General features: G+C 70.3%; 17 protein-coding genes. 10 read left to right on the top strand and 7 right to left on the bottom strand.

Annotated elements, in window-relative coordinates; all coding sequences use genetic code 11:
• Positions 1-6 precede the first annotated feature (6 nt).
• Positions 7-1,095 (bottom strand): redox-regulated ATPase YchF, encoded by a 1,089-nt coding sequence (gene ychF, locus OG858_RS29870; protein ID WP_319066474.1) that lies wholly within the window; start codon positions 1,093-1,095, stop codon positions 7-9.
• A 424-nt stretch (positions 1,096-1,519) separates the two neighbouring features.
• Between ychF and OG858_RS29865 the strand changes: the two genes are divergently transcribed.
• Positions 1,520-2,068, top strand: a complete 549-nt coding sequence (locus tag OG858_RS29865) for a DUF6542 domain-containing protein (RefSeq protein WP_319066473.1) — start codon at positions 1,520-1,522, stop codon at positions 2,066-2,068.
• 94 nt (positions 2,069-2,162) lie between these two features.
• Here the strand turns inward: OG858_RS29865 and ppgK are convergent, their stop codons facing one another.
• Positions 2,163-2,909 (bottom strand): polyphosphate--glucose phosphotransferase, encoded by a 747-nt coding sequence (ppgK, locus tag OG858_RS29860; protein WP_319066472.1) that lies wholly within the window; start codon positions 2,907-2,909, stop codon positions 2,163-2,165.
• 140 nt (positions 2,910-3,049) lie between these two features.
• Positions 3,050-4,060 (bottom strand): 4-hydroxy-3-methylbut-2-enyl diphosphate reductase, encoded by a 1,011-nt coding sequence (locus OG858_RS29855; protein WP_319262949.1) that lies wholly within the window; start codon positions 4,058-4,060, stop codon positions 3,050-3,052.
• A gap of 350 nt (positions 4,061-4,410) precedes the next feature.
• On the opposite strand from OG858_RS29855, the gene xseA reads away from it, so the two are divergent.
• From xseA to OG858_RS29840, 3 genes are all read left to right on the top strand, one after another.
• Positions 4,411-5,679, top strand: coding sequence for an exodeoxyribonuclease VII large subunit (gene xseA / locus OG858_RS29850; protein WP_319066470.1), 1,269 nt, complete (start codon positions 4,411-4,413; stop codon positions 5,677-5,679).
• A gap of 10 nt (positions 5,680-5,689) precedes the next feature.
• Positions 5,690-5,971: an exodeoxyribonuclease VII small subunit gene (locus OG858_RS29845; RefSeq protein ID WP_319262951.1), complete on the top strand. Its 282-nt coding sequence runs from the start codon at positions 5,690-5,692 to the stop codon at positions 5,969-5,971.
• A gap of 116 nt (positions 5,972-6,087) precedes the next feature.
• A complete protein-coding gene (locus OG858_RS29840) occupies positions 6,088-6,678 on the top strand; it encodes a malonic semialdehyde reductase (protein WP_319066468.1) in 591 nt (196 codons plus the stop codon).
• A 120-nt stretch (positions 6,679-6,798) separates the two neighbouring features.
• Here the strand turns inward: OG858_RS29840 and OG858_RS29835 are convergent, their stop codons facing one another.
• Complete coding sequence (locus OG858_RS29835; protein WP_319066467.1) at positions 6,799-7,317, bottom strand: DUF4245 domain-containing protein; 519 nt, start codon at positions 7,315-7,317, stop codon at positions 6,799-6,801.
• A 125-nt stretch (positions 7,318-7,442) separates the two neighbouring features.
• Between OG858_RS29835 and glpX the strand changes: the two genes are divergently transcribed.
• A complete protein-coding gene (glpX, locus tag OG858_RS29830; protein WP_005480703.1) occupies positions 7,443-8,477 on the top strand; it encodes a class II fructose-bisphosphatase in 1,035 nt (344 codons plus the stop codon).
• A gap of 170 nt (positions 8,478-8,647) precedes the next feature.
• Here glpX and OG858_RS29825 read toward each other — a convergent pair whose 3' ends face one another.
• A complete protein-coding gene (locus OG858_RS29825; RefSeq protein ID WP_041669242.1) occupies positions 8,648-9,025 on the bottom strand; it encodes a WhiB family transcriptional regulator in 378 nt (125 codons plus the stop codon).
• Positions 9,026-9,199: 174 nt separating this feature from the next.
• Positions 9,200-9,922: a DUF1707 SHOCT-like domain-containing protein gene (locus OG858_RS29820; protein ID WP_319066464.1), complete on the bottom strand. Its 723-nt coding sequence runs from the start codon at positions 9,920-9,922 to the stop codon at positions 9,200-9,202.
• Between the two features lie 292 nt (positions 9,923-10,214).
• On the opposite strand from OG858_RS29820, the gene OG858_RS29815 reads away from it, so the two are divergent.
• A complete protein-coding gene (locus OG858_RS29815; protein WP_037694787.1) occupies positions 10,215-11,879 on the top strand; it encodes a fumarate hydratase in 1,665 nt (554 codons plus the stop codon).
• Positions 11,880-12,067: 188 nt separating this feature from the next.
• Here OG858_RS29815 and OG858_RS29810 read toward each other — a convergent pair whose 3' ends face one another.
• Entirely contained in the window at positions 12,068-12,796 is a 729-nt protein-coding gene (locus tag OG858_RS29810; RefSeq protein ID WP_319066463.1) for a hypothetical protein, read from the bottom strand.
• Between OG858_RS29810 and OG858_RS29805 the strand changes: the two genes are divergently transcribed.
• The 4 genes from OG858_RS29805 (at position 12,780) to OG858_RS29790 (ending at position 17,599) form a co-directional block, all read left to right on the top strand.
• A complete protein-coding gene (locus OG858_RS29805; RefSeq protein ID WP_319066461.1) occupies positions 12,780-12,965 on the top strand; it encodes a hypothetical protein in 186 nt (61 codons plus the stop codon). The two genes, OG858_RS29810 and OG858_RS29805, sit on opposite strands and share 17 nt — an antisense overlap.
• A complete protein-coding gene (locus OG858_RS29800; RefSeq protein ID WP_327724829.1) occupies positions 12,958-14,343 on the top strand; it encodes a class II fumarate hydratase in 1,386 nt (461 codons plus the stop codon). Before OG858_RS29805 ends, OG858_RS29800 begins: the two co-directional genes overlap by 8 nt.
• A gap of 114 nt (positions 14,344-14,457) precedes the next feature.
• Positions 14,458-15,150: a cytidylyl-2-hydroxypropylphosphonate hydrolase gene (gene fomD, locus OG858_RS29795; protein WP_319066459.1), complete on the top strand. Its 693-nt coding sequence runs from the start codon at positions 14,458-14,460 to the stop codon at positions 15,148-15,150.
• 343 nt (positions 15,151-15,493) lie between these two features.
• Complete coding sequence (locus OG858_RS29790; protein ID WP_319066458.1) at positions 15,494-17,599, top strand: ATP-binding SpoIIE family protein phosphatase; 2,106 nt, start codon at positions 15,494-15,496, stop codon at positions 17,597-17,599.
• Positions 17,600-17,742 lie beyond the last annotated feature (143 nt).

Here is a 17,742-nt window from a genome sequence, read left to right as displayed (position 1 = left end):
CACCCGCTACACGTTGAAGCGGAACTCGACGACGTCCCCGTCCTGCATCACGTAGTCCTTGCCCTCCATGCGGGCCTTGCCCTTGGCGCGGGCCTCGGCGACGGAGCCGGTTTCCACGAGGTCGGCGAAGGAGATGACCTCCGCCTTGATGAAGCCCTTCTGGAAGTCGGTGTGGATGACACCGGCGGCCTCGGGGGCGGTGGCGCCCTTCTTGATGGTCCAGGCGCGGGATTCCTTGGGGCCGGCCGTGAGGTAGGTCTGCAGGCCGAGGGTGTCGAAGCCGACGCGGGCGAGGGTCGCCATGCCGGGCTCCTCGACGCCCACCGACTCCAGGAGCTCCATCGCCTCCTCCTCGTCGAGCTCGGCGAGGTCCGCCTCCAGCTTGGCGTTGAGGAAGATCGCCTCGGCGGGGGCGACCAGGGCGCGCTGCTCGTTCTTGAAGTCCTCGTCGGTCAGCTCGTCCTCGTCGACGTTGAAGACGTAGAGGAACGGCTTGGTGGTGAGCAGGTGCAGGTCGTGGAGGAGTTCCTCGTTGCCGGAGCCCTGCACGATGCCCTGCGAGAAGAGGGTGTCGCCCTTCTCCAGGATCTCCTTGGCGGCCTCGACGGCGGCGACCTTCGGCCCGATGTCCTTCTTGATGCGCGACTCCCGCTGGAGGCGCGGCAGGACCTTCTCGATCGTCTGGAGGTCCGCGAGGATCAGCTCGGTGTTGATCGTCTCGATGTCGTCCTTCGGCGAGACCTTGCCGTCGACGTGCACGACGTTCTCGTCCTGGAAGGCGCGGATGACCTGGCAGATCGCGTCGGACTCACGGATGTTCGCGAGGAACTTGTTGCCCAGACCCTCGCCCTCCGATGCGCCCTTCACGATGCCCGCGATGTCGACGAAGTCGACGGTCGCCGGAAGGATCTTCTGCGAGCCGAAGATCTCGGCCAGCTTCGCGAGGCGCGCGTCCGGGACACCGACCACGCCGACGTTCGGCTCGATCGTGGCGAACGGGTAGTTGGCCGCCAGCACGTCGTTCTTGGTCAGGGCGTTGAACATGGTCGACTTGCCGACGTTGGGCAGACCGACGATTCCGATCGTGAGCGACACGTTTGCGACTTCCCGTATGTAGGAGGGCCAGGCGGCCGGGGGGCTGGAGCGGCAGGGCCTGAGGCCTGTCCGGCGGATCGTGCCCCAGCGGCCGGAAGACCGGCCGATCCCCCAGTTTACGGCGTGCCGGCACCCGGCCCGGCGACCTATCGAACGCTTGGCCAAGGTCCGCTCAACGGCGTGTCTCTGAACCCATTCGGCACATTAACCGACCTAAGTTGGTCGAGTGGAGCAGCAGCAGAGGACGCATCCCCCGCATCCCCCTCGGACCGGGCCGCAGCGCGGCGCATCTCCCCTTCCCCCGCAGGCGGGCAGAGGGGGCCGGGTTCCCGGCGCGAGCGTGCCGCGTCGTGCTCCGGTCGCGCGCGGGCCCGTACCGCCGCCGGTCCAAGCCGTGCGGAGCGTCGCACGGGCCGTGCGCCGGATGCCGAACCCACGCCTCACCGACCTGGGCTGCGGGTTGTTCTGCGGGGTGTCGATGTTCGTGCTCGCCTGCCTCGACCGGCTGGTGTTCGGCGCGTCGCCCGTTCTGTACGGGGTGCTGTTCCTGCTGGTCAGCGCGTTGACCGCGGTGTGGGTACGGCGTGGTGACCTGGCGAGCGCCCCCGTCGTCGTGCCGATCGCCTTCGCGTGCGGTCTGCCGCTGCTCGCCGAGGGCGAGGGCGGCCTCGGCGGGCATCTGATGGCCCTGGTCACCGCTCTCGCCATGCAGGCGGGCTGGCTGTACGGCGGCACGCTCGTCGCCGGGGTCATCGTGACGGTGCGCAAGCTCCGGCTGATGGCCCGGGCGGTCGAACGGGAAAGGGAGCGGGCGGACCGGGAGGGCCGGGCGCGGGTCGGAGGGCAGGGTGGGCAGGGCCAGGTCCGGGCTTCCGATGGCCAGGCCCGGCCCCCGTACGGCCACCGGCCGGTCGGGCCCCGGACACCGAGGCCTCCGGCACAGCCTCGCCGCGCCGCGCCGCGAGGTCACTAGGCGCGTCCCCCGGGATCACCGGCCCGCCGCTCCGGACACGCTCCCCCGGGCCGCTCTTTCCTAGCCGGCCTTCGCGGCCCTCATCGCCTCTTTCCTAGCCGGCCTTCGCGGCCCGCATCGCCGCGCCCACGATGCCCGCGTTGTTCTGCAGCTGGGCCGGGACGATCTCCGCCCTGATGTCCTCGATGAGGTGGAGGAACTTCGAGGACTTGCGGCTGACGCCGCCGCCGATGATGAACAGCTCGGGCGAGAAGAGCATCTCCACGTGGGCGAGGTACTTGGTGACGCGCTTGGCCCAGTGCTCCCAGGTCAGCTCGTGGTCGTCCTTGGCCTTGGTGGAGGCGCGCGTCTCGGCGTCGTGGCCGTGCAGCTCCAGGTGGCCCAGCTCCGTGTTCGGGACGAGGACGCCGTCGGAGAAGACGGCACTGCCGATGCCCGTGCCGAAGGTGAGCAGGATGACGGTGCCCTGACGGTCGCGCCCGGCGCCGAACTGGACCTCGGCCACGCCCGCCGCGTCCGCGTCGTTCACCACGGTCACCGGCAGGCCGCCGATCCGCTCGCTCAGCAGGGCGCGCGCGTCGACGTCGATCCAGCTCTTGTCGACATTGGCCGCCGTACGGATCGTCGCGCCGCCCGTGACCACACCGGGGAAGGTGATGCCGACCGGGCCGGTCCAGCCGAAGTGGTCGACGACCTCCTTGACCCCGTCGGCAACCGAGTCGGGCGTCGCCGGGTGCGGGGTCAGCACCTTGTGCCGCTCGTCCGCCAGGTCGCCCAGGTCCAGGTCCACGGGAGCGCCCTTGATCCCGGAACCACCGATGTCCACGCCGAAGATGTGCATGGCCCTACGTTACGTCGTGCGACAGACCGTCACGTTGCCGAGGTGTCCGACCGCCGCCGGGTGCCGGAATCCTCACGTCCCGAAACGCGTACGGCCCCGGAACCTTCACGTTCCGGGGCCGTACTCGGGTGTTCAGGCGGTCAGGCGCCCTGGCCGGTGCGCTCGGCGACCAGGGACGCGGCCTCCTCGCGCAGGTCGCGGCGGAGTTCCTTGGGCAGGGAGAAGGTGATCGACTCCTCGGCGGCCTTGACCAGTTCGACGTCCTCGAAGCCCCGCTGGGAGAGCCATTCCAGGACCTCTTCGACGAGGACCTCCGGCACGGAGGCGCCCGAGGTGACGCCGACGGTCTCCACGCCCTCCAGCCAGGCCTCGTCGATCTCGCTCGCGAAGTCCACGAGGTAGGCCTCGCGGGAGCCGGCGAGCTTGGCGACCTCGACGAGCCGGACCGAGTTGGAGGAGTTGCGGGAGCCGACCACGATGACCAGCTCCGCCTCGGCGCCCATCTGCTTCACGGCGAGCTGGCGGTTCTGCGTGGCGTAGCAGATGTCGTCGCTGGGCGGCGAGACGAGCAGCGGGAACTTCTCCTTGAGCGCGCCGACCGTCTCCATCGTCTCGTCGACGGAGAGCGTGGTCTGGGAGAGCCAGACGATCTTGGACGGGTCGCGGACCTCGACCTTGGCGACGTCCTCGGGGCCGTCGACCAGCTGGATGTGGTCCGGCGCCTCGCCCGAGGTGCCGATGACCTCCTCGTGGCCCTCGTGCCCGATCAGGAGGATGTCGAAGTCCTCGCCTGCGTACCGGATCGCTTCCTTGTGGACCTTGGTGACCAGCGGGCAGGTCGCGTCGATGGTGGCGAGCTTGCCGCGCGCCGCCTCGTCGTGGACGGTCGGGGCCACGCCGTGCGCCGAGAACATGACGATGTTGCCCTCGGGGACCTCCTCCGTCTGTTCGACGAAGATGGCGCCCTTCTTCTCCAGCGTCTGCACGACGTACTTGTTGTGGACGATCTCGTGGCGGACGTAGATCGGGGCCCCGTACTGCTCCAGGGCCTTCTCGACAGCGATCACTGCGCGGTCGACACCCGCGCAGTAGCCGCGCGGGGCGGCGAGGAGGACACGGCGGCGGCCAGGCGAAGCGGTCATGTCTTCCATCGTAGGGGGTTCCCTGTGGGGGGCTCCGCCGGTGGGAGCGCGCCAGGGGGCGGGAAGGTCGGTTCGTCGGCGGGTGCGGGTCCGGTGGGGGCTGGCCGCGCGGTTCCCCGCGCCCCTCAAGGACCAGGCCCCTGCGGGCCTGGAAGGCTACGAGCCTGCCAACCTGAAAGGCCACGGGGTCGTCGGCCTGGAAGGCGAAAAGTCGGGCCGAAAGCATGGGGCGCAGCCCCTGCTTTTCAGGGGCGCGGGGAACTGCGCGAGCAACCACACACCACCCGCGCCCGCCAACGCACAGGCACCCACCGAGCTCCTGGGCGGCCTTGTCGGCGCCCCCCGCTACGCTCGGCCGCATGGCTCTCAACACGTCCGCCGAATCCCCCCTCCCCGTCGGCGAGGTCTCCCGGCTCATCGGTGGCTGGATCGACCGGCTCGGTGCGGTGTGGGTCGAGGGGCAGATCACGCAGTTGTCGCGGCGTCCGGGCGCGGGCGTGGTGTTCCTCACGCTGCGCGACCCGTCGCACGACATCTCCGTCGGCGTGACCTGCTACCGGCAGGTGTTCGACGCGGTGGCCGACGTGGTGACCGAGGGCGCGCGGGTCGTCGTCCTGGCGAAGCCGGAGTGGTACGCGCCGCGCGGGCAGTTGTCGCTGCGGGCCACCGAGATGAAGCCGGTGGGGGTCGGTGAACTGCTGGCCCGGCTGGAGCAGTTGAAGAAGTCGCTGGCCGCGGAGGGGCTGTTCGCGCCGGAGCGGAAGAAGGCGCTGCCCTTTCTGCCGCAGCTCATCGGGCTGGTGTGCGGCCGGGCCTCCGCGGCCGAGCGGGACGTGCTGGAGAACGCCCGGCGCCGCTGGCCGGCCGTCCGCTTCGAGGTGCGCAACGTCGCCGTGCAGGGTGTGCACGCGGTGCCGCAGGTCGTGCAGGCGGTGAAGGAGCTGGACGCGACGGACGGCGTGGACGTCATCGTCGTGGCGCGCGGCGGCGGCAGCGTGGAGGACCTGCTGCCGTTCTCCGACGAGCAGCTCGTACGGGCGGTCGCGTCCTGCCGTACGCCGGTCGTGTCGGCGATCGGGCACGAGCCGGACACCCCGCTGCTGGACTACGTGGCGGACCTGCGCGCGTCCACCCCGACCGACGCGGCCAAGAAGGTCGTGCCGGACGTGGGCGAGGAGTACGAGCGGGTGCGGTGGCTGCGGGACCGGGCGCGGCGGTGCGTGGAGTCGTTCGTGGAGCGGGAGGAGCGGGGGCTCGCGCATGCTCTCGCGCGCCCCTCGATAGAGGATCCGCACCGCATGATCGACGAGCGTGCCGACCACGTGGCCTCGCTGCTCGACCGGGGCCGCCGTTGCCTCGGGCACCATCTGGACCGCGCCGTCTCGGAGTTGTCGCACACGCACGCGCGCGTGGTGGCCCTCTCCCCCGCGGCGACGCTTCAGCGGGGGTACGCGGTGCTGCAGAGGGCCGACGGGCATGTGGTCCGCGCGCCCGGCGAGGTCGGGCCGGAGGAGTCGTTGCGGGCGCGGGTGGCCGAGGGCGAGTTCGTCGTCCGGGTCGACGGACCGGGGACGGCCGGAGGGACGGAGCCTGTCGACGGAACCGGGACTGTCGGAGGGGACGCATAAGGTGGGCCGCATGACCAGCAACGTGAGCGAGGCCGACGGGACGACCGGGGCGGCCGGGGCCTTGGAGGCCGACCGTGCCCTCGGGTACGAGCAGGCGCGGGACGAGCTGATCGAGGTCGTCCGCCGTCTGGAGGCGGGCGGTACGACGCTGGAGGAGTCCCTCGCGCTCTGGGAGCGCGGCGAGGAGCTGGCCAAGGTCTGCCGCCGCTGGCTGGACGGGGCGCGGGCGCGGCTGGACGCGGCGCTGGCGGAGAGCGCGGAGGACCCGGAGGGGGACGGCAGGGCCGGGTGACCCGTGCCCGCACGGCAGTGTGAAGCGGATCACCGCACCCCACTTTTGGTTGAAGATTGAACTTCCTGCGCGTAGGGTCGAGGACGTACACCCCACATCGCCACGAAGGTTGCCCCATGTCCCTCGTTCTCGCCCCCGCCGCCCAGGACCTGCTGTTCCGCGAGGCCCACACCGCGAACACGTTCACCGACGAGCCGGTGACCGAGGAGCAGGTCCAGGCGATCTACGACCTGGTCAAGTACGGCCCGACCGCCTTCAACCAGACCCCGCTGCGCATCGTGCTGGTCCGCTCCGCCGAGGCCCGTGAGCGTCTGGTGCCGTACATGGCCGAGGGCAACCGGGCCAAGACGGCCACCGCCCCGCTGGTCGCGATCCTCGCCGCGGACAACGAGTTCCACGAGGAGCTGCCGACCCTTTTCCCCGCGCTCCCGCAGGTCAAGGACCTCTTCTTCGCCGAGCGCGCGGCCCGTGAGTCCGCCGCCGGTATGAACGCCTCCCTCCAGGCCGCGTACTTCATCATCGGTGTCCGCGCCGCCGGCCTGGCCGCCGGTCCGATGACCGGCTTCGACTTCGCCGGTGTCCAGAAGGAGTTCCTGGACGACGACCACACCCCGCTGATGGTCGTCAACATCGGCAGGCCCGGCGAGGGCGCGTCCCGCCCGCGCTCCCCGCGCCTGGACTTCGACCACGTCGTCACCACGGTCTGAGCCCCACCGCAGCCATGACGAAGGGCCCCGGCGACCACTTTCCTTCCCGTGGTCGCCGGGGCCCTTCGTACGTGCAAGGCACGCTCATTCGGCCACTCGACGCGGCTCACGCTCCGCGCGTCACTCGGTCCTGAGGGCCTCGGCCATCTTCGTCAGCTGAGCGAACGACGCGGAGCCCGCGACCACGGTCGTGGAGCCCGAGCCCTCCAGGACGAGGGCGTCGTAGCGCTCGCCCTCGTACCGGGCCCAGGTCTCGTCGCCGATCTCCTGTGTGGTCCCGGTCTTCTTCGCGTCCTGGGTGGCGTCCGCGATGAACCGGGACGGCTTCTCGGTGGACTGTTCGACCGCCACGTACCGACCGTCGGGGTCGTGGAAGCCGAGGTGCCAGCGGTCGGACTCGTCGCCCCGGAAGCGGACCGAGGTGGCCTTCCAGGCCTCGGGCAGCCCCACGGGCGCAACCACGGCGTAGGAGGCCGCGCGACGCGCCGTCAGCAGTTCGACGCGGTAGTCGACGCGCTTGAGCTCCTGCTCGGTCTCGTCGTGCGGGATGAAGAGATAGATGACCCATGCCGCCAGCACGATGAGCCCCAGGGAGAGGACCATGTCGCGAACGCTCTGCTTGCCTTTCGTACCTGCCACGCCCTCATCGTCGCAGGTGCACCGGTCCGCTCATCCGTGGGGTCCCCTGCTCATTTTGTCGGACTGACGATAGAGTCGGGCGGAACCCTCATCCGGCCGTCGTCGTATCAGAAAGGTGCGCTCCGATGACCGAGAATCATCAGCTGCCGTCCGAACTCGAAGTCCCCTCCGAAGCCCCCGACCGCAACCTCGCCCTGGAACTGGTCCGGGTGACCGAGGCGGCCGCGATGGCAGCGGGCCGCTGGGTCGGCCGCGGGGACAAGAACGGGGCGGACGGGGCCGCAGTACGCGCCATGCGGACCCTCGTCTCCACCGTGTCGATGAACGGTGTCGTCGTGATCGGGGAGGGCGAGAAGGACGAGGCCCCGATGCTCTTCAACGGCGAGCGCGTCGGTGACGGCACCGGCCCGGAGTGCGACATCGCCGTGGACCCGATCGACGGCACCACGCTGACCGCCAAGGGCATGACCAACGCGATCGCCGTGCTCGCGGCGGCCGACCGGGGCACGATGTTCGACCCCTCGGCCGTCTTCTACATGGACAAGCTGGTCACCGGGCCCGAGGCGGCCGACTTCGTCGACATCGACGCGCCGATCTCCGTGAACATCCGGCGGGTCGCCAAGGCGAAGCGGTCCGCGCCGGACGATGTGACCGTGGTCATCCTGGACCGGCCCCGGCACGAAGGGATCATCAAGGAGATCCGGGAGGCCGGGGCGCGGATCAAGCTGATCTCCGACGGCGATGTCGCGGGCTCGATCCTGGCGCTGCGGGAGGGCACGGGTGTCGATCTGCTGCTCGGTGTGGGCGGTACGCCCGAGGGCATCATCTCGGCCTGTGCGGTGAAGTGCCTCGGCGGCACGATCCAGGGCAAGTTGTGGCCGAAGGACGACGCGGAGCGGCAGCGGGCGATCGATGCGGGCCATGACCTCGACCGGGTGCTGACGACCGACGACCTGGTGTCCGGGGAGAACGTGTTCTTCGTGGCGACGGGCATCACCGACGGTGAGTTGCTCCGTGGGGTGCGGTATCGGTCGGAGACCGCGACCACCGACTCGATCGTGATGCGGTCGAAGTCGGGGACGGTGCGGCGGATCGACTCGACACACCGGTTGAGCAAGCTGCGGGCCTACAGCTCGATCGACTTCGAGAAGGCCAAGTAGTTCCGTCGGCTGAGCAGGGGGAGCCGGGGGCTGCGGTCAGTTCTGGGCTGCGGGTTCGTCGTGGCTGATCGCGCAGTTCCCCGCGCCCCTGGGAGCAAAAAGCCCGCTCAGCACCGCAAGGGCGCCCTCTTGTGCGGAGAGGGCGCCCTTGCTGCACGTATGTATCGGTGTCAGCCCGCCGCCGCTATCGTCCCGTTCGCCCTCGCCGCCTTCTGCAGTTCCACGTCCCTGCGACGGCGGCGGGCGAGGACCACTCGGCGTTCCGCTGCCGTCAGGCCGCCCCAGACTCCGTAGGGCTCGGGTTGCAGCAGTGCGTGTTCTCGGCACTCGACCATGACGGGGCAGCGGGCACAGACGCGCTTGGCGGCTTCCTCTCGGGAGAGCCGGGACGCGGTGGGTTCCTTGGAGGGGGCGAAGAACAGCCCGGCCTCGTCACGCCGGCACACGGCCTCCGTGTGCCACGGGGCGTCCTGATCCCTGTCCCGCACTGGCACCCGCTGGGGCGGAACAGCAGCGACCTGCAGGGACGAATGCGGCGGATGCAGCACGGTCTACTCCTGACGACGGCTTCGCGAGCGAGAGACGATGCAGCAAGGCCTACCCGCTGTGCGCGGGCCTATGCACTGAGTCCCGATCCGCTGGAATTCGCCGTCAACACCGTGCGCCCACAACCGGACCGGATCCCCTCGGGTGGTGTCCGGGCGTGGTCGAATTCACAAGCGTCAACGATCCAGGTGTTTGCGCAAATGATCGTCCACCTTGCGGGAGACGTGGTCGGTGACCCGGCCGAGGAGGTCTGCGATCACCTTGCCCCGCTTGGGCCTCGCCTCGATGCTCCCGAGGACGGCCAGTCCGTCCACATAGACCACGGGGGCATCGGTCTCGCCCGAATCCAGCGCGTCCACCTCGAAGTTGCCGAGGATGCCGCCGCCGCTGCCGCGCAGCGAGACGTTCTCCGGGACGCGGATCTCGACGCTTCCGAAGACCGAGATCGCCTTGATCATCACCTGGCGGTGCTCGAAGAGCGCCTCGCTGAGGTCTATCTCGACGCTGCCGAATATCGCGTACGCGTGGATGCGCCGGCCGGCCCGCCAGCGGCCCTTGCGCATCGAGGCGCTGAAGACGGCCACCAGGCGGTCGTCGGGGTCGATCGGGATGGCGCCCGGTGTCGGGCGGTTGGGCACGGAGGACATGGGCGGCACATACGGCCGCGCCGCCCTGCGGGCCTGGCCGGCCGGCAGGTCCCGTACGAAGACGTCCAGCTCGCCCACCGTCTTGGCGGCGAGCACGCCCTCGACCCGCTCGGAGTGCTCCTCCGCGGTGAGGCGGCCCTCGGCGAGGGCGTCGCGCAGGAGGTCGGCGATCCGGTCGCGGTCGGCGTCGGAGGCGCGCAGCTCGGCGGAGGACAACGGCGGTTCCTGGGTGGGGCGCTTCTGTAGGTCCACGACAGCAGATTACCCACTCGCGATAGATCGCGACCAGGGGTGTGGACAACTCGTGGCAGCCGAACTGAGCCTTACCTCACAAGCCCGCCCTCCCGGGCAGGTTCTACGCTGGTGGGCGCTGCCGATGGAGGCCAGCCGCCGGCGAGTGAGCCGACGGGGCGCGCCTGTGCGGACAGCCCGAGCGCGCGACAGGCCCGAGGGGCCGGGCACGGTCGGGCTCCCTGTACGGGCTGTGGCGCCCCGGAGGCGAACCGAGCCTGGAAACAGCCTGTCTAGTAAGGAATGGGCACCGATGCCTGAGTTCGAGTACACCGATCTGCTCCCCATGGGAGAGGACACCACCCCGTACCGGCTGGTGACCTCCGAGGGTGTCTCCACCTTCGAGGCCGACGGGCGCACCTTCCTCAAGGTGGAGCCGGAGGCGCTGCGCAAGCTGGCCGCCGAGGCCATCCACGACATCCAGCACTATCTGCGGCCGGCGCACCTCGCACAGCTCCGCCGGATCATCGACGACCCCGAGGCGTCGAGCAACGACAAGTTCGTCGCCCTGGACCTGCTGAAGAACGCGAACATCGCGGCCGCCGGTGTGCTGCCCATGTGCCAGGACACGGGTACGGCGATCGTCATGGGCAAGCGTGGGCAGAACGTGCTCACGGAGGGCGGGGACGAGAAGGCCCTGTCCAAGGGCGTCTACGACGCGTATCTGAACCTGAACCTGCGCTACTCGCAGATGGCTCCGCTCACCATGTGGGAGGAGAAGAACACCGGCTCCAACCTGCCGGCGCAGATCGAGCTGTACGCCACCGACGGCGGCGCCTACAAGTTCCTGTTCATGGCCAAGGGCGGCGGGTCGGCGAACAAGTCGTTCCTGTACCAGGAGACGAAGGCCGTTCTGAACGAGGCCTCCATGATGAAGTTCCTGGAGGCGAAGATCCGTTCGCTGGGCACGGCCGCGTGCCCGCCGTACCACCTCGCGATCGTGGTGGGCGGTACGAGCGCCGAGTACGCGCTGAAGACCGCGAAGTACGCCTCCGCGCACTACCTGGACGAGATCCCGGCCGAGGGCTCGCCGCTCGGGCACGGGTTCCGGGACAAGGAGCTGGAGGAGAAGGTCTTCGAGCTGACGCAGAAGATCGGTATCGGCGCGCAGTTCGGCGGCAAGTACTTCTGCCACGACGTGCGGGTCGTCCGGCTGCCGCGGCACGGTGCCTCGTGCCCCGTCGCGATCGCCGTGTCCTGCTCGGCCGACCGGCAGGCCGTCGCGAAGATCACCGCCGAGGGCGTGTTCCTGGAGCAGCTGGAGACGGACCCGGCGCGGTTCCTGCCGGAGACGACGGACGAGCACCTGGACGAGTCCGACGTCGTACGGGTCGACCTCAACCAGCCGATGGACGACATCCTCGCCGAGCTGAGCAAGTACCCGGTGAAGACGCGACTCTCCCTGTCCGGGCCGCTGGTCGTGGCGCGGGACATCGCGCACGCCAAGATCAAGGAGCGGCTCGACGCGGGCGAGGAGATGCCGCAGTACCTGAAGGACCACCCGGTGTACTACGCCGGCCCGGCGAAGACCCCCGAGGGGTACGCGTCCGGTTCCTTCGGTCCCACGACCGCCGGGCGCATGGACTCGTACGTGGAGCAGTTCCAGGCTGCGGGCGGGTCCAAGGTGATGCTGGCGAAGGGGAACCGGTCGCAGCAGGTCACGGACGCGTGCGGGGCACACGGCGGGTTCTACCTGGGCTCGATCGGCGGGCCCGCGGCCCGGCTCGCGCAGGACTGCATCAAGAAGGTCGAGGTCGTCGAGTACGAGGAGCTCGGCATGGAGGCCGTCTGGAAGATCGAGGTCGAGGACTTCCCGGCGTTCATCGTCGTCGACGACAAGGGCAACGACTTCTTCAAGGACCCGGCGCCGGCGCCGACGTTCACGTCGATCCCGGTGCGGGGGCCGGGGTTGGCGTAGAGGTAGTGGGTTCGGGGCGGTAGGGGTGTTGCGCCCCCGCCGCCCCTACCCGTCCCATCACCGGGGGCGCTGCCCTTCGGCCCCGGACCGTCCCGGGTCTTCGTCCCCAAACCCCCGCCTGTCGCCCTTCGGGCTCGTCCTCGAACGCCGGACGGGCTGAGATGCGGCGCACGGACCTCGTCGAACGGTCACGCGAGCTTCTTGACCTGCGCCTCCACGACCTCCGCCGGGAACGCGAAGTCCTTGCCCGACGCGGCCGAGGCCAGGTTCAGGGCGGTGACGTAGCCGACGGTGCCGCCCTCGCGGAAGACGACGACCTTCATCGGGACCTTCGTGCCCTCGGCCTCGCTGAGGAAGTTGAGGGCGATCGCCTCGTCGGCTCCCTCGGGCGCGGTGTCCGTGGAGACCTTGGTGACGGCCTGGGCGGTGCCGTCGGCCGTGACCTCGAAGCCGTCCGCGCAGGCCTTGGCCGAGGTGGCGAGGGACTTCATCACGGTTTGGGCGGCCGCGCCGTCGTAGGAGGTCAGACGGAGCAGGGTGCGGGTGGCGTCGAGGCCCGAGACGTCACCGCTCTTGGCGGCCTCGACGGGGTCGATCTTCTTCTGCGTCTCGCGCTGCACGGTCGCGGCCGGCTCGTCGACCACGGAGCCGAGCATGGCGTACGCGACGGGCGCGCACGCGTCACTGCCCGGCTCGATGTCCTTCCGGTCCACGGTGGCGGTGGGCTCGGTGACCTTGTGGCCCTTCACGTCCCCGTCCTCCAGAACCACCTTCTCCAGGTCCGCGGCGGAGAGAGCCTTGCCGCCCGAGTCGCCCTCTCCCCCGCTCTCACCGGAGTCCGAGCACGCGGCGAGCATGGTCAGGGACAGGGCGGCGGCACCGGCCACGCAGGACCGGCGTATGACAGCGCTTCTCAATGCACGTTCCTTCTTCGGCACTTCATTCGACATTGCGTTCGACGATCGGCTCGTCGCGGTGACCGTACTGCACGTCACCGACATCGGCGTGCGGAATTTCACGCTCACCCTCACGGGGTACGGCCGGGAACACCACGCCCGGTCCGGACGCTGTACCGGACATGAGTGACTACCGCGTCGAACACGACTCCATGGGCGAGGTCCGCGTGCCGGCGGACGCCAAGTGGCGGGCCCAGACACAGCGGGCGGTCGAGAACTTCCCGATCTCGGGGCAGCGCATCGAGCGCGCCCACATCGAGGCCCTGGCGCGGATCAAGGGCGCCGCCGCGACGGTCAACGCCGAACTGGGCGTGCTCGACAAGGACATCGCCGAGGCGGTCCGGGACGCGGCCGCGGAAGTGGCCGAGGGGCACTGGGACGAGCACTTCCCGGTGGACGTGTTCCAGACCGGGTCCGGGACCTCGTCGAACATGAACACCAACGAGGTCATCGCCACGCTGGCGAGCGAGCGGCTCGGCCGGGACGTGCATCCGAACGACCACGTCAACGCCTCGCAGTCGTCCAACGACGTGTTTCCGTCGTCCATCCACATCGCCGCCACCGCCGCCGTCACCCGCGACCTGATCCCCGCCCTGGAGCACCTGGCCTCGGCCCTGGAGCGCAAATCGGCGGAATTCGCGGACGTCGTGAAGTCCGGTCGTACGCATCTCATGGACGCCACACCGGTCACTCTCGGCCAGGAGTTCGGCGGTTACGCGGCCCAGGTGCGGTACGGCATCGAGCGGTTGGAGGCCTCCCTCCCCCGGCTCGCCGAACTCCCCCTGGGCGGTACGGCCGTGGGGACCGGCATCAACACGCCGCCCGGGTTCTCCGCCGCCGTCATCGCGGAGGTCGCGCGGGTCACCGGACTGCCGCTCACCGAGGCCCGGGACCACTTCGAGGCGCAGGGGGCGCGGGACGGGATCGTCGAGACGTCCGGGCAGCTCCGTACGGTAGCCGTGTCCCTGACCAAGATCGCCAACGATCTGCGCTGGATGGCGTCGGGGCCGAGGACCGGCCTCGCGGAGATCTCGCTCCCGGACCTCCAGCCCGGGTCCTCCATCATGCCCGGCAAGGTCAACCCGGTGATCCCGGAGGCCGTTCTCATGGTCGCCGCGCAGGTCACAGGGAACGACGTCACGGTCACCACGGCGGGCGCGTCCGGCAATTTCGAGCTGAACGTCATGCTGCCCGTCATCGCCAGGAACGTCCTGGAGTCCGTCCGGCTGCTCGCCAACGTCTCACGGTTGCTCGCCGACCGGACCGTGGACGGGATCGTCGCCCACCGGGAACGGGCCCGCGAGTACGCCGAGTCCTCGCCGTCCGTGGTCACCCCGCTCAACAAGTACATCGGGTACGAGGAGGCCGCGAAGGTCGCCAAGAAGGCGCTGGCGGAACGGAGGACCATCCGGGAGGTCGTCCTGGCGAGCGGGTACGTGGAGCGTGGCGACCTGACCCTGGAACAGCTCGACGAGGCGCTGGATGTCCTGCGGATGACACGGCCATGACCGTACGGCGAGTTCCAGCCTTCTCAGGTGTCACGCGGGTAACCGATTCCCGCCAAGGCGTGAACCGTGACCGGTACCGCAGCGTCATATGCGCATGACACCTAATATCTGCGCATGGGAGACGACGGAGTGGTGAGACGAGCGGAAGCGGGCGGATCGGCGGAGTTCTGGGAGCCCGGGAGTCAGATCCTGTGGCGCTACCGGGAGAACGGCGGCGAACGCTTCCATATCGCGCGCCCCGTCACGGTCGTACGCGACGACGAGGAACTGCTGGCCGTGTGGATGGCGCCCGGTACCGAGTGTGTACGGCCCGTGCTGGCGGACGGCACCTCGCTGAACTCGGAACCGCTGGACTCCCGGTACAAGAAGCCCCGGAGTGTGCGGCTCGGCCGCTGGTCCGGCACCGGCGTGTTGAAGCTGGCGCGACCGGGCGAGCCGTGGTCGGTGTGGCTGTTCTGGGAGCAGGGTTGGCGTTTCAAGAACTGGTACGTCAATCTGGAGACGCCGCTGGCCCGTTGGGACGGCGGCGTGGACTCCGAGGACCACTTCCTGGACATCTGCGTGTACCCGGACCGGTCCTGGAACTGGCTCGACGAGGACGAGTTCGCGCAGGCTCAGCAGGACGGCCTGATGGACGCGTCGGCGGCCGAGCGGGTCCGGGAGGCGGGTCACTCCGCGGTGGAGGTGATCCGTGCGTGGGGCCCGCCGTTCTCGGACGGTTGGCAGCACTGGCGCCCGAATCCGGCATGGGGAGTACCGTCTCTCCCGGACGACTGGGACCGTACGCCCGCGCACTTGGCCTCATGAGACCCTTGATGCGCCCCCGGTCCGCAACCGTAGGATCGTCCTCCGCAAGAGTTCACAGGGGTAACTCCCGCAGTCCGGGCAAGGCTTGACCGTACGTCACCGAGGGGCGGCAAGACGTGATCAAGGGGTACGAGGGTTACACCGGGACGAGCCGGAGACGGCCCGACGGACGGGCAGTACTGTCGTTCCGCGGGCCCGCCGGTACCGTGTGTGGCACAGGAACTGCCTCTGACCACGCGGGAATTCCGTTCCCAGGACACGTAATCCGGGTATCGGCCTTTCTGCGGGACGAAGTATCGGGTTTGCGGGACGCACTGCGCACACAACGCGCAGTCCCGGACGGATGGATTCGACACGCGTGACGGAGCACCCCACCTCCCACGAGCGCCCTCAGAGCGCCGCAGGCCCCACGGATCCCCGCGGGGCGCTCCTGCGTACCCAGGAGCCGATGCGCACCACGCCCGCCGCGGCTTTACCCGCTCAGGCACGCACGGGTGACGCGCAGGCCGAGCCCGGCACCGCGGCCCCGTGCGCGAAGAGCGGACAGGCCCCCTCGGAGCACGCCCAGCCGGCGCTCTCCGAGCACTCCCAGGCCACCGAGCCGGACCCGCACCGCCCGCGGCCCGCACCGGAGACCATCCCGGCGCAGCCCGGCGGTGAGCCGGACCGGTCCGGCGGAGCCGTTGGCGGTCTGGAACGGCGCAGCGGGCAGGGAGTGCCACCGGGCGCCCCCATGCCCATGCGGCGGGACGGCGACCGGCTGCGGTTCGTGGGCGCCGCGACCCGGCGGATCGCCCGGGGCATAGACCTGGACGAGATCGTGATGGGTCTGTGCCGGGCCACCGTGCCGACGTTCTCGGACGCGATCCTCGTGTACCTGCGCGAGCCGCTGCCGGTCGGCGACGAGCGGCCCACCGGGCCCATGGTGCTGCGGCTGCGCCGCACCGACCGGATCCCCGAGGAACGGGACACCGAGGGCGGCTTCATGCCCGCGCTCCAGCCCGAGCAGCCCGTCGATCTGGCGGTCGTCACCGCCGAGCAGTGCGAGGTACGGCCCGGCGGGGCGCTCGCCGAGGTACTGCGGGGCGTGCGGCCGGTCTTCGCGGACGCGCCCGCCGCGCACGACGCGCTGCCCGAACTGCTCGGCCCGGACGCCGAACTGACCGTACCGACCGGCCAGCGGGCGATCCTCGCCCCGCTGCGCGGCCGGCGCCGGGTGATCGGCGCGGCCGTCTTCCTGCGCCGTCCGGAGCGGGAGGCGTTCGAGCAGGACGACCTGCTGGTCGCCGCCCAGCTCGCCACGCACAGCGCGCTCGGCATCGACAAGGCGGTGCTGTACGGCCGCGAGGCGTACATCGCCGACGAGCTGCAGCGCACGATGCTGCCGGAGGCGCTGCCGCGCTGCACCGGCGTACGGCTCGCGCACCGGTATCTGCCGGCCGCCGAGACGGCGCGGGTCGGCGGCGACTGGTACGACGCGATTCCCCTGCCGGGGAGCCGGGTCGCGCTGGTGGTGGGTGACGTGATGGGTCATTCGATGACCTCGGCCGCGATCATGGGGCAGTTGCGGACCACCGCGCAGACGCTGGCGGGGCTGGACCTTCCGCCGCAGGAGGTGCTGCACCACCTCGACGAGCAGGCTCAGCGGCTCGGTACGGATCGCATGGCGACCTGTCTGTACGCCGTGTACGACCCGGTCTCGCACCGGATCACCATCGCCAACGCCGGGCATCCGCCGCCTGTGCTGCTGCATCTGGGCGGGCGAGCCGAGGTGCTGCGGGTGCCGCCGGGTGCGCCGATCGGTGTGGGCGGCGTGGACTTCGAGGCGGTGGAGCTGGACGCGCCGGCCGGTGGCACGCTGTTGCTGTACACCGACGGGCTCGTGGAGTCCCGGCTCCGGGACGTGTGGACCGGGATAGAGCAGTTGCGGGAGAAGCTGGCCGCGACCGCGCAGTTGACCGGGCCGGATCATCCGCCGCCGCTGGAAGCGCTGTGCGACGAGGTGCTCGACATGCTCGGCCCGGGGGACCGGGACGACGACATCGCGCTGCTCGCCGCGCGGTTCGATGGGATCGCTCCCAGCGATGTCGCGTACTGGTTCCTGGAGCCGGAGGAGATGGCTCCGGGGCGGGCGCGTCGGCTGGCCCGGCATGCGTTGTCCCGCTGGGGGCTCGAGGAGTTGACCGACTCCGTCGAGCTGCTCATCAGCGAGGTCGTCACCAACGCGGTGCGGTATGCGACTCGGCCGGTCACCCTGCGGCTGTTGCGGACCGATGTGCTGCGGTGCGAGGTGACCGATGACGTGCCGCAGTTGCCTCGACTTCGGCAGGCCCGGGCGACGGACGAGGGGGGCCGTGGGCTCTACCTGGTCAATCGGCTGGCGAAGCGGTGGGGAGCCACTCGGTTGAGTGCGGGAAAGGTTGTCTGGTTCGAGCTCAATCAGGCGTGAGCGCTCCGCTGGGCTGAGCCGCGCCCGGCACTCGGGGGTGACTGTGCCGCCCGGCACTCGGGGGCGGCCGTGCGCTTCGGGCTGCGGGTCCGTCGTGGCTGATCGCGCCCACGCGGCGGAGCCGCACATCGACACAGCCGCGT

Source organism: Streptomyces europaeiscabiei (assembly GCF_036346855.1).
GTDB lineage: Bacteria > Actinomycetota > Actinomycetes > Streptomycetales > Streptomycetaceae > Streptomyces > Streptomyces europaeiscabiei.
Note: the sequence above shows the minus strand (reverse complement) of the source record. Positions and strands in the feature narration are given on the sequence as shown.

What these genes read in the sequence shown, in the direction of transcription:
- OG858_RS29865 (WP_319066473.1), top strand. Translation starts at nt 1,520, where the DNA reads ATGCCGAACCCACGCCTCACCGACCTGGGCTGCGGGTTGTTCTGCGGG.
- ppgK (WP_319066472.1), bottom strand. Translation starts at nt 2,909, where the DNA reads ATGCACATCTTCGGCGTGGACATCGGTGGTTCCGGGATCAAGGGCGCT.
- OG858_RS29855 (WP_319262949.1), bottom strand. Translation starts at nt 4,060, where the DNA reads ATGGAAGACATGACCGCTTCGCCTGGCCGCCGCCGTGTCCTCCTCGCC.
- xseA (WP_319066470.1), top strand. Translation starts at nt 4,411, where the DNA reads ATGGCTCTCAACACGTCCGCCGAATCCCCCCTCCCCGTCGGCGAGGTC.
- OG858_RS29845 (WP_319262951.1), top strand. Translation starts at nt 5,690, where the DNA reads ATGACCAGCAACGTGAGCGAGGCCGACGGGACGACCGGGGCGGCCGGG.
- OG858_RS29840 (WP_319066468.1), top strand. Translation starts at nt 6,088, where the DNA reads ATGTCCCTCGTTCTCGCCCCCGCCGCCCAGGACCTGCTGTTCCGCGAG.
- glpX (WP_005480703.1), top strand. Translation starts at nt 7,443, where the DNA reads ATGACCGAGAATCATCAGCTGCCGTCCGAACTCGAAGTCCCCTCCGAA.
- OG858_RS29815 (WP_037694787.1), top strand. Translation starts at nt 10,215, where the DNA reads ATGCCTGAGTTCGAGTACACCGATCTGCTCCCCATGGGAGAGGACACC.
- OG858_RS29805 (WP_319066461.1), top strand. Translation starts at nt 12,780, where the DNA reads ATGACAGCGCTTCTCAATGCACGTTCCTTCTTCGGCACTTCATTCGAC.
- OG858_RS29800 (WP_327724829.1), top strand. Translation starts at nt 12,958, where the DNA reads ATGAGTGACTACCGCGTCGAACACGACTCCATGGGCGAGGTCCGCGTG.
- fomD (WP_319066459.1), top strand. Translation starts at nt 14,458, where the DNA reads ATGGGAGACGACGGAGTGGTGAGACGAGCGGAAGCGGGCGGATCGGCG.
- OG858_RS29790 (WP_319066458.1), top strand. Translation starts at nt 15,494, where the DNA reads ATGGATTCGACACGCGTGACGGAGCACCCCACCTCCCACGAGCGCCCT.